Genomic DNA, 11,430 nt, shown 5'->3' on the forward strand with positions numbered 1-11,430 from the left:
ATGCCCGATGGCAGCGGCCCGCCCGGCGCCTGAGCACGTCCGGCGACTTCCCCAACCCCGACATCAGGTGCGCCTTCCCACCGGTCCCCCGCCCGCAGGGACTCCCCCACAGCCCCCGGATCCATGCAGAAACCCTAAAGACCCGCGACCGCCCCCCGAACGGAACCATCGGTTCATTCACTCGTACTGCGTAAGAGAGGACAGATCACCGGCGGTCGACGACTTGGTGCGCCATAACCCAGTGAAGTGCCCCGGTCCCCGACCGGTCCCCAAAAATGATCAGGGCCGTTTCAGATCTCCTCTGAAACGGCCCTGACCTGCGACTTCGTAAAGTCGGGACGACAAGATTTGAACCTGCGCCCCCTTGACCCCCAGAAGCTGAGGCCACGGTCAGAGCGTCCATATTGTCCAGGCAGTCTGGTAAACGTCCAGGTCAGCGGCTCTGTCCATGTGACGGCGCGAGCCGGTCTGTGAGAAATGTGCGAGACGCATCGACGCCCGAGTTACTCGGCGTTGATGTCTCCCGGTCCCTTCCATTCGGGAAGCCTGGTCATGAAGTCGTACTCCTTGGCGATCTTCTAAGTTCTGCGCACCACCGCAGTGTGCCTCTTGAGGATGTGCCGGTATATGTGACAGGCTCATGTCGACTGAGCGTCGGCCGATATGTCGACATCACGTCATGCACTCTTACCTCACGCCGCGGATGTGAGCGCTTACTCGAACAATAGGCAGTCGGCGATCACATTCCCCCCTTTCAGGAGTGCCGCCGTGCAGCCAGGAATGGCCCGCGCCACCCTCAGACCGACCCAAGCGATTGGCATGAATATGCCAGTACTGGCGTGTGCTGAGTTCTGGGGAGTCCACCCGTCGCAGGGTGACGGCGTGCGGTGGATGAGTACGACTCATCAAGAGACGTAACCCACTCGCAGCGGTGGTTCGGCGGCTCCGCCGTGCCTCGCGGCCCACTCGACCCCGCGGGCGCCGTTCGCGTCGTACAGCGGTCCGACGTCACCGACAACGCGGTGCAGGCCGACATCACCGCGGCCGACCGTCGCCGAGCCGGGCGGTGACCTGGGCGATGCCGCTCGCAGCCGCGTGGCGTAGGCCCTCTGGACACCTCGTGCGGCTGCTCCCTTCCCCCAAACGATGCGCTAGGAGGCGCGCGATGCCCAGAACCACCACACCTCTCTTACGCGCGGCCATGGCAGCCATGTGCTCTTTCGGTCTGCTCGGTGCGGTCGGCGGCACGGCTCATGCCGGTCCGCCGTCCGCGGTCCGAGCGTCCCCGCCCATCTATCTCGACACCTCCTATTCCTTCCCGGAGCGGGCCGCTGACCTCGTCTCACGGATGTCCCTGGACGAGAAGGTCCAGCAACTGCGTACCAACAGCGCGCCGGCCATTCCGCGGCTGGGCGTACAGCAGTACACGTACTGGAGCGAGGGACAGCACGGCATCAACGCGCTGTTCGCCAACACCCATCCGGGCTCCGTGACCGGCGGTGTGCACGCCACCAGCTTCCCCACCAACTTCGCCGCGTCCATGTCCTGGGACAAGGACCTGATGTACAAGGAGACGACGGCGATCTCCGACGAGGCCCGGGGCCTGCTGGACAAGTCGCTGTGGGGAACCGGGCAGAACAACCTCGGGCCCTCGAAGGACAACTACGGGATGCTCACCTACTGGGCGCCGACGGCCAATCTCGACCGTGACCCGCGGTGGGGCCGCACCGATGAGGCGTTCGGCGAGGACCCGTACTTCACCGCGCAGATGGCGGGCGCGTTCGTCAACGGATACCAGGGCCAGAACCCCGACGGCACCCCGCGGAGCAAGTACCTGAAGGTCGCCGCGACGGCGAAGCACTACGCGCTCAACAACGTCGAGCAGGACCGCACCGGGATCAGCTCGAACGTCTCGGACGACGACCTGTACGACTACTACACCGCACAGTTCAAGAGCCTCATCGAGAAGTCGCGTGTCGCGGGCCTGATGACGTCGTACAACGCGATCAACGGCACCCCGTCGGCGGCCAACACGTACACCACCAACCAGATCGCGCAGCGCACGTACGGCTTCGGCGGGTACATCACCTCCGACTGCGGCGCGGTCGGCACCACGTACCAGTCCTTCCCGGCCGGCCACGACTGGGCGCCGCCCGGCTGGACCACGGACCACAAGGGCGCCAACGCGACGTGGACCAGCACCGCCACGGGACGGAAGGTGTCCGGAGCAGCCGGCGGCCAGGCCTACGCCCTGCGGGCGGGCACCCACGTCAACTGCACGGGCGCGGAGGCCACCTCACCCAACCTGGAGCAGGCGATCAAGGCCGGCGTCCTCAGCGAAGGCGTCATCGACAACGCACTGGTGCACCTGTTCACCGTCCGGATGCGGACTGGTGAGTTCGACCCGGTGAACGAGCAGGAATACACGAAGATCACCAAGGACGTCATCGAGTCCCCGGCCCACCAGGAGCTGGCCCGGGCCGTCGCCGACAACGCGCTCGTCCTCCTGCAGAACAACAAGGTCACCGGCCTCGACAGGCCGCTGCTGCCGGCCGACCCGGCCACACTGAAGAAGGTCGTCATCGTCGGCGACCAGGCCGGGAAGGTCACCCTCGGCGGCTACTCCGGCGATCCCACCAAGAAGGTGGACGCCGTCAAGGGCATCACGGCCCAGGTCAAGGCGGCCAACCCCGACGCGCAGATCGTCCACGACGCGGCCGGCACCTCCAGCACCGCGACCGGCCCGGCGACGTTGAGCGCCGAGACCCAGGCCGCCATCAAGAGCGCCGACCTGGTGGTCGTCGCGGTCGGCACCGACGATGCCACGGCAGGCGAGGGCAAGGACCGCGGCGGGCTGGCCCTGCCCGGCAACTACGGCAGCCTCATCGACCAGGTCACCGCCCTGGGCAACCGCAAGACGGTGTTGGACATCCAGTCCGACGGGCCGGTCGCCATCGAGCCCTACCGCGCCAAGGTGGCCTCGATCGTCTTCGCCGGCTACAACGGCGAAAGCCAGGGCGACGCCCTCGCCGACGTCCTGTTCGGCAAGCAGAACCCCGGCGGGCACCTGAACTTCACCTGGTACAAGGACGACTCCCAGCTGCCCGCCCTCTCCGACTACGACCTCACACCCGGCGGGACCGGCGGTCTGGGCCGCACCTACCAGTACTTCACGGGCACGCCGACCTACCCCTTCGGCTACGGCCTGAGCTACACCACCTTCGCCTACTCCCACGTCCGCGCCGACCGCTCCTCGGTGAACGCCGACGGGTCGGTGAACGTCCGCTTCGACGTCACCAACGCCGGCACCGTGGCCGGAACCACCGTCGCCCAGCTCTACGCGGCCACCGGCTTCACGGTCAAGGACCGTGAACTGCCGAAGAAGCGGCTCGTCGGCTTCCAGAAGACCCGGGTCCTGCGGCCCGGCGCCACACAGCACATCACCCTGCGCGTCCGGGTCCCCGATCTCGCCTTCCACGACGGCCGGAAGGCCAAGCAGGTCGTCCACGCCGGCACGTACCGGTTCGAAGTCGGGCCGGACTCCGCCAGCACCGCCGGAGCCGCCAGGGTCACCGTGCACGGCAGCCTCACCCCGCACGTGAAGTACGTGACCGTGCAGCCGGAGGCCGTGGTCTACAGCGCGGGCGACACCATCGACCTCACCGCCCGCAACCAGTGGATCAAGGACGACACCGACCCCACGGCGCAGCCCGGCCGCAACCTGAACGTCACCGCCGATCACGTCGTGGAGGCGGTCAACGACGACGGCTCCTTCCTGGACCTGTCCAGGACCAGGGTCCGCTACACCAGCAGCGACCCCTCCGTCGCCACCGTCAGCAGCAAGGGGCTGGTCACCGCGGTGGGCAACGGCGTGGCCACCATCAGCGCGACGGTGCACGGCGTCACCGGCTCCGCGATGATCCGCGTGCACCACACCCTGGCCCTCTCCGCCGCCCCGATCGTCAAGTCCGGCTCCCCCGTCGCGGCGACCACCACCTACACCAACACCGGCCCGACCGCCCTGCGGCGCGCCTCGGTCACTCTGGGCGTGCCCGACGGCTGGAGGGCAACCCCGACCTCACCGGCCACCTTCACGAGCATCCCGGCCGGCGCCTCGGTCAAGACCACCTGGACCGTCACGCCCCCGGCAGGCGTCACGCCCGGCACTTACGCCCTCGCCGCCTCAGCCACCTATCAGGGTGCCCGGGCCAGCGACGACGCGGCCGGCCAACTGCTCGTCCCGTACTCCTCCATCAGCGACATCACCAAGAACATCGGCATCAGCGATGACGCCACCCCCGGCGCCGGCGACCTCGACGGCGGCGTTCAGAGCCTGTCCCAGCAGGCCCTCGCCGCCCAGGGGATCACCTCCGGCGGCACCGTCACCCACGACGGACTGACCTTCACCTGGCCCACCACCGGCACCGGCAAGCCGGACAACATCGTGGCCGGCGGTCAGACCGTCCCCTTCACCGGAAGCGGCACCAAGCTCGGCTTCCTCGGCACCGCCGACTACGGCAACGCCTCCGGCACCGGCCTGATCACCTACACCGACGGCACCACCCAGAGGTACACCCTGTCCTTCGCCGACTGGTGGAGCACCACTCCCGCCGACGGCAGCGACATCGTCGCCACGACCGACTACTTCAACAGCGGCAGCGGCAAGGTCCAGCAGAAGGTCAGCGTGTACGGCGCCACCGTGCCGCTCCAGGCAGGCAAGACCGTGGCCTACCTGACCCTGCCGAACGTCGGCAATGACGCGGTCAAGGGCCAAGTGGCCATGCACATCTTCGCCACAGCCATCGGCTGACCACCCGTCCCCGGCGGGCGCAGGATCATGCGGCGCCCGCCGGGCGCCCCCAAGGGCCATACCGATCACCGGAAAAGAGGTTCATTCGTGAGACGCACTCTGCGCGCGGTCCTGGCGATGGTGCTACTGCCGCTGGCCGCGGCCTTGACGCTCCTGGCACCCCAACCCGCGGCCGCGGCGAGCCTGACCCGCGTCACCGGCTTCGGGAACAACCCCACCAACCTCAACATGTACCTCTACGTGCCCGACCACCTGGCGCCCAAGCCCGCCCTGCTGGTCCTGGTCCACTACTGCGGGGGCTCGGCCGGGGGGATCTTCGGCGGCAACGGACACGACTACGTGACCGCCGCCGACCGGTACGGCTACATCATCGTCCTGCCCGAGGCCACCCGCGACGGGCACTGTTTCGACGTCTCGTCCCCAGCGGCGCTCAAGCGTGACGGCGGCAGCGACTCCACCGGCATCATGTCGATGGTCGGTTACACACGCCAGCGCTACAACGTCGACCCGGCCCGCATCGTCGTCAGCGGGTTCTCGTCGGGAGCCATGATGACGAATGTGCTGGCCGCCGAATACCCCGATGTCTTCAGTGCCGCCTCAGCGTTCTCCGGGGTGCCGGCGGGCTGCTTCGCCACCAGTAACGGCTCCCAGTGGAACAGCCAGTGCTCCGGCGGCAACATCATCAAATCAGCTCAGCAATGGGGTGACCTGGCCCGCTCCATGTATCCGGGCTACACCGGCCGCTACCCGCGCATGCAGGCGTGGCACGGCACCACCGACACGACCCTCGCCTATCCCAACTTCGGCGAGGAGATCAAGCAGTGGACCAACCTCCACGGCCTGAGCCAGACACCCACCGCCACCGACCGGCCGCAGTCGTCCTGGACCCGCACCCGCTACGGCGGCACCGGCCCGCAGTCCCCCGTCGAAGGCATCAGCATCGCGGGCACCGGCCACACCCTGCCGCAGCCCGGCATGCTCGCCTACGCCATCACCTTCCTCGGTCTCGACGGCGGCGGCACCACCCCACCGCCCAGCACCTCCGGTGCGCTGCACGCGGTGGGTGCGGGCAAGTGCCTGGACGTGCCGAACGCGTCGACGACGGCAGGTACGCAGGTGCAGATCCGTGATTGCCAGGGCGGGGCCAACCAGCTCTGGACCCGCACCGCGTCCGGCCGGCTGACGGTGACCATGTCGGGCACCACCTTGTGTCTGGACGCCTACAACCACCAGACCACGTCCGGCACCAAGGTGGTGACCTGGCCGTGCAACGGCGGCGACAACCAGAAGTGGAACCTCAACACCGACGGAACGGTCACCGGCGTCCAGTCCGGCCTGTGCCTGGACGTCACCGGCGCCTCTACTGCCAACGGCGCCCCGGTCCAACTGTGGACCTGCAGCGGCGGCACCAACCAGAAGTGGAACCTGAGCTGACTCCACCCCTGTCCGGGCCGGGCACGCCCCGGCCCGGACACGGCGAAAACTCCGACGGGAACGCGCCCCCTTGTCAGGGGCATGGCCCTCTTCTACAGTCCCCGGATACGGAGACTATGGGAGCGCTCCCATGAGTGAAGTGTTCCAGCGCTCACTCCCCTCCCCCCGAGAGGACTCCCATACGAACGTCACGGCGCCCCGTCACGAAGAAGGCGGATCCCCCCCATGCAGCTTCTTTCGGCCCCCCGCTCGCCCGCCCGAAGGCGCACCGCCACGTTGCTGGCAGCGCTCTGCTGCGCCGCGTTACCCGTCGTGGCCGCGGCGGCCCAGCCGCCCGCGGCGAGTGCCGCCGCCACTGAGGTCCTGGGTAACGCGACCCACTTCGCCGGGCTCGGCAGCCCCTACGGCGGCTGCGGTCTGCCGCAGCGCGAACTGGACAGCCAGGACTTCGTGGCGCTCAACGTGTTCAACACACCCGGCGACTACTCGAGCACCTACCCCCGCCCGGTGCCGGACTCAAGCGCATCGGTCAAGGGCGTCTTCGACAACGGCCGCAACTGCGGCCGCTGGGTCAAGGTCACCATCGGGGACTACTGCACCGGCACCAACGACGGCGCCCCGGGCCGGCCCTTCTGCCGCAACGGCTCCTGGGTGGCCGACAAGTACAACGGGGCCACCCTGACCATGCTCGTCGCGGACAGCTGCGCCGATTCCAACGCCTGGTGCCGGGACGACCCCAACCACCTCGACCTGGCAACCGACTCCCTCAACCGCTTCCGGATCGGCGGCACCCCAGTGGGGACGATGTATCCGGACCACTGGAACAACCGTCATGTCTCCTGGAGCTTCGTCCCGGCCCCGGACTACAGCGGTGACATCCGTATCGGCTTCATCAGGGGAGCCCAGCGGTACTGGCCCGCCATCGCCGTCTCCCATCTGCCCCACGGCATCCACGGCGTCCAGTACCTGGCGAACGGCACCTGGACCGACGCCGCAATGAACAGCGACATGGGGCAGTCCTACGTCATCGGCGCGACGGCCTCCGGCCAAAGCAGCTTCACCATACGGATCCGCGACGCAGCCGACGCCTGGCTGGGCGGCGGCCGTACGTACTCCTTCTCGCTGCCGTCAGGCTGCGCGGGAGGCTGCTCGCAGGACTACACCGCCGTCCCCTACACCACCGACAGCTCTGGAGGGACACCACCTCCCACTCCCGCGCCGAGCCCCTCAGGCGACACCGCCTGCACGGCGGAGTGGAAGCTGACCGGCTCATGGCAGGGCGGGTACCAGGCCGACGTCACGGTCACCAACACCGGGTCCCGGCCGGTCACCGGCTGGTCGGTGCACCACGCCCTGCCGGGCGGTGTGACCGTGGCGAACCGCTGGAACGCGGTGGTGGATCCGTCCCGCCCCGCCACCACCGTTCACAACGCCTCCTACAACGGCTCGCTGGCACCGGGCGCGTCGACGACCTGGGGGATGACGCTCAGCGGCGACGACCGAGACCTCGGCACACTCTCCTGCACCGCGTCCTGACTCCCGGAGATTGATCATGGCCATGACTTCATTACGCGTGCGCCGCCACCGCCTGCCGCTCTGGGCATTGGTGTTGACCGTGGTGGCGGTGGCCCTTCCCACCATCGCGACGTCGCGCGCACAGGGCGCGGCGACGGGCTGCACGGTCACGTACACCACCAACGAGTGGTCCGGCGGCTTCACCGCCCAGATCCGCGTCACGAATCTCGGCGCCGCCCTGAACGGCTGGCGGCTGGAGTGGACCTACGGCGGCGACCAGCGGGTCACGTCCGCCTGGAACGCGCAGGTCACCCAGTCGGGCAGCGCGGTGACCGCCGTGAACGTCGCGCACAATGCCGTGCTCGCCGCCGGCGGGTCCGTGGACTTCGGGCTCCAGGGCACCTGGCGCACCGCCGACCCGGCTCCCACCGCCTTTGCCCTCAACGGCACGCCGTGCGGCGGAACCGCGAGTCCCACCCCGACGGCGACCGCCTCACCGACAGCGTCCGCGACAGCCACGGCGCCGGCCGAATGCGCCGGGGCTACGATCTGCTCCGACTTCGAGGACCAGACCGGCACCGTGCCCTCGGGCCCCTGGCAGACCACGGCACCCGACTGCCAGGGCACGGGGAAGGTCAGCGTCGACACGTCCGTCGCGTACAGCGGCACCAGGTCGCTGCGCGTCGACGGCGGCGCCGGCTACTGCAACCACGTCTTCGCAGCCTCCACCCGCGATCTGTCCTCCGTCGGGCCCGTGGTGTACGTACGCATGCGGGTCCGGCACACCACCGCCCTGCCCACCAACCACGTCACCTTCGTGTCCATGCCGGACGCCTCACAGGGCGGCAGGGCGCTGCGCGTCGGCGGGCAGAACGGCGCGCTGCAGTGGAACCGCGAGAGTGACGACGCGACGCTGCCGGAACAGAGCCCGGCAGGGGTCGCGCTCAGCACGCCGCTGCCGACCGGCCGGTGGCTGTGCCTGCGGTTCCAGATCGACACCACCGCCCAGTCCATGCGCACATGGGTCGACGACCGGGAGGTCGCCGGACTGCACGTGGACGGGGTGCCGACCCAGAACGTCGACGGGCAGTGGCTCGCCCGTAGGACCCCTCCCCGCCCCACCGGCCTGCGCCTGGGGTGGGAGAGCTACGGCACCGGGGACGACACTCTCTGGTTCGACGACGTGGCCCTGGGCTCCTCACCGATCGGCTGCTGACGCCCGCGTGGGATCCGTCGGGAAGACAGGATCTGAACGCGCGACAGTTGTTGATTCCTTGATCCGTACGGCGCGCAGCACCCGCCTGGTGGGCCGGTCAGCTGCAGGCCCTCGGCCTGGGCCCGGCTCACCAGCTTGTCGATCAGCTGGGTATCGAGCTCATCGATCCCTTACGGCAACGAGGAGATCAGGTGAAACGTCGTAACGCCTTGATGGCCACCGGCGCCGCCGGTGCACTGATCCTGGGTGGCCTTGCAATCGCCACCCTGCCCGCATCGGCAGCCGCCACCGGCTGCTCGGTCGCGTACAAGGTGCAGAGCGAATGGCCGGGAGGGTTCACCGCGGACCTGGCCATCACAAATCTCGGCTCCCCCGTGCGAGGGTGGACCGCGACGTTCGACTTCCCGAACTCCGACCAGAGGGTCACCAACGGCTGGAGTGCCACGTGGACCCAGTCCGGAACCCGCGTGTCCGCCACCAGCCTCGACTGGAACGGAGCGCTGGATACGGGCGGGTCGGCTTCCATCGGGTTCACCGGTGCGTGGAAGGGCGTCAATCCGGAACCCGCCTCGGTTGCGCTCAACGGCGTGACCTGTACCGGCTCGGTGACATCCCCGCCCCCCAGCCCCACCGCCACTCCGACCAGCGGTCCCAGTGGTCCGGCCCCGGAGCTGAAGGTTTCCGGTAACAAGATCGTCACCTCCAGCGGCAAGCCGTACCGGCTGCTGGGCGTGGACCGCTCCAGCGGTGAATACGCTTGTGTACAGGGCAAGGGGCTGTGGGACGGCGCCCCGGTCGACCAGGCTTCCGTCGACGCGATGAAGACCTGGAACATCCACGCCGTACGCCTGCCGTTGAACGAGGAATGCTGGCTCGGCATCAACGGCTCGCCCAATGGCACCCCTTACCAGCAGGGCATCAGAGACTACGTCAACCTGCTGGTGGCCAATGGCATCACCCCGATCCTCGACCTGCACTGGACGCGGGGCGCCTACACCAATGGGCCGGACTGGCACTGCAAGGACACCGCCGCGACGTGCCAGAAACCGATGCCGGACGCGCAGTACGCCCCCCAGTTCTGGACCGGTGTCGCCAACGCCTTCAAGGGCAATGATGCCGTCGTCTTCGATCTGTTCAACGAGCCGTACCCGGAGATCGCCGGCGACTGGGACAAGACCGTCGGCTGGCGGTGCTGGCGAGACGGCGGTACCTGCACGGGCCTTCCCTATGAGACGGCCGGCATGCAGGACCTGGTCGACGCGGTCCGGGCCACCGGCGCGACCAACGTCCTCATGCTGGGTGGCCTGGAGTGGGCCAACGACATGCGCGAGTGGCTGACGCACATGCCGACCGACCCGTTGAACAACATCGCCGCGTCATGGCATTCGTACAGCTTCAACGCCTGTGCGACCGAATCCTGCTGGGACAGTCAGGTCGCGCCGCTCGCACAACAGGTACCGGTCGTCATCGGTGAGTTCGGCCAGGACAACTGCGGCTTCGACTACATGCAGCGGTTGGCGGACTGGGCTGACGCGCACAGCATGGGTTATCTCGCGTGGACGTGGAACCCATGGGGCTGCAGCACTGGTGGCGTGCTCATCAAGGACTGGGCGGGCACCCCGGAACCTGGCATCGGCGAGGGTCTGAAGGCCCACCTGATCAGCCAGGACCCCTACACGACCCCGTAACCGCGCACCCAGCGGCTGCCCAGCCGCGTACGACGCCGCCCCGGCCGGATGCCCCAACGGCACAACTCGGCCCGGGCGGCTTTCGACCACCACGAGTGTGAGTGTGGCGAGGTGCTCGAACCGCAGCCCACAGGGGAGCCGCCGGCTCCCAGACTCCAGGTGTGAAACCGGTCGGCGGCCGGCATCGGAGCGTCCCGCACCAGCCGGATGCCCATTCGTCCTCGTCCGCCAGGATTCCTCGTGCGTGCAGGCGGAGGATCTGCTTGACAGTGCAGGTCAGGAGCGCTTGGCGACCGGCTCCAGGCCACCCGTGACGGCATCATCAAGGTCAACCCCGCCCGGGCGCCCGGCTGGCGACCACTACCGCGGCTGGGGAGATGTCGTCCTCTTCGCCGCCTGCACCGCCGCCCGGATAGGCGAGGTCTCAGGCTGCCGCGTCGGAGACATCGACACCAGCCAATGGATCTGGACCGTGCGGGTCCCCAACTGGTCCCCATAAATGATCAAGGGCCGGTTGCGGAAACCGCCGAAACCGGCCCTCACCTCCGACTGTCTCCAGTCGGTCCGACAGGATTTGAACCTGCGACCCCTTGACCCCCAGTCAAGTGCGCTACCAAGCTGCGCCACGTCCCGGCGTGCGCCCGCGGGTGGACCGCGTGATCAAGCAGGTGAACCCTACCGCACCCGCGACGGTCGCGGCAGCGGACTGTTCGAGGGGTCGGACGTCGTTCGAGAACTCTTGACGGGCGTCGCACCACGTCTGACAC

Annotated in this window: 6 protein-coding genes, 1 tRNA gene and 1 pseudogene; 7 read left to right on the forward strand and 1 reads right to left on the reverse strand. The window is 68.5% G+C overall.

Annotated elements, in window-relative coordinates:
- The first annotated feature begins 887 nt into the window (after positions 1-887).
- The 7 genes and pseudogenes from AC067M_RS28785 to AC067M_RS28815 all read left to right on the forward strand — a co-directional run.
- A complete protein-coding gene (locus tag AC067M_RS28785) occupies positions 888-1,070 on the forward strand; it encodes a hypothetical protein (protein WP_478699949.1) in 183 nt (60 codons plus the stop codon).
- A gap of 95 nt (positions 1,071-1,165) precedes the next feature.
- The gene (locus AC067M_RS28790) at positions 1,166-4,810 is read left to right on the forward strand and encodes a glycoside hydrolase family 3 C-terminal domain-containing protein (RefSeq protein ID WP_478699950.1); all 3,645 of its coding nucleotides are present in this window, start codon (positions 1,166-1,168) and stop codon (positions 4,808-4,810) included.
- A gap of 87 nt (positions 4,811-4,897) precedes the next feature.
- A complete protein-coding gene (locus AC067M_RS28795; protein ID WP_478699951.1) occupies positions 4,898-6,244 on the forward strand; it encodes an extracellular catalytic domain type 1 short-chain-length polyhydroxyalkanoate depolymerase in 1,347 nt (448 codons plus the stop codon).
- Positions 6,245-6,469: 225 nt separating this feature from the next.
- Positions 6,470-7,780 carry a cellulose binding domain-containing protein gene (locus AC067M_RS28800; RefSeq protein ID WP_478699952.1) on the forward strand — a complete coding sequence of 437 codons (1,311 nt, stop codon included), beginning with the start codon at positions 6,470-6,472 and terminating at the stop codon, positions 7,778-7,780.
- 22 nt (positions 7,781-7,802) lie between these two features.
- The gene (locus AC067M_RS28805) at positions 7,803-8,975 is read left to right on the forward strand and encodes a cellulose binding domain-containing protein (RefSeq protein WP_478699953.1); all 1,173 of its coding nucleotides are present in this window, start codon (positions 7,803-7,805) and stop codon (positions 8,973-8,975) included.
- Positions 8,976-9,187: 212 nt separating this feature from the next.
- Complete coding sequence (locus AC067M_RS28810; RefSeq protein WP_478700078.1) at positions 9,188-10,663, forward strand: cellulase family glycosylhydrolase; 1,476 nt, start codon at positions 9,188-9,190, stop codon at positions 10,661-10,663.
- 300 nt (positions 10,664-10,963) lie between these two features.
- Positions 10,964-11,141: pseudogene (locus tag AC067M_RS28815) on the forward strand (site-specific integrase); the annotation flags it as partial.
- 81 nt (positions 11,142-11,222) lie between these two features.
- Here the strand turns inward: AC067M_RS28815 and AC067M_RS28820 are convergent.
- Positions 11,223-11,296, reverse strand: a tRNA-Pro gene (locus AC067M_RS28820).
- Between the last annotated feature and the right edge of the window lie 134 nt (positions 11,297-11,430).

It is taken from the genome of Streptomyces sp. NPDC043427, from assembly GCF_056436655.1.

Bases quoted from the DNA above. Each gene is read 5' to 3' on its own strand.
- AC067M_RS28790 (WP_478699950.1), top strand. From the start codon at position 1,166: ATGCCCAGAACCACCACACCTCTCTTACGCGCGGCCATGGCAGCCATG.
- AC067M_RS28800 (WP_478699952.1), top strand. From the start codon at position 6,470: ATGCAGCTTCTTTCGGCCCCCCGCTCGCCCGCCCGAAGGCGCACCGCC.
- AC067M_RS28805 (WP_478699953.1), top strand. From the start codon at position 7,803: ATGACTTCATTACGCGTGCGCCGCCACCGCCTGCCGCTCTGGGCATTG.
- AC067M_RS28810 (WP_478700078.1), top strand. From the start codon at position 9,188: ATGGCCACCGGCGCCGCCGGTGCACTGATCCTGGGTGGCCTTGCAATC.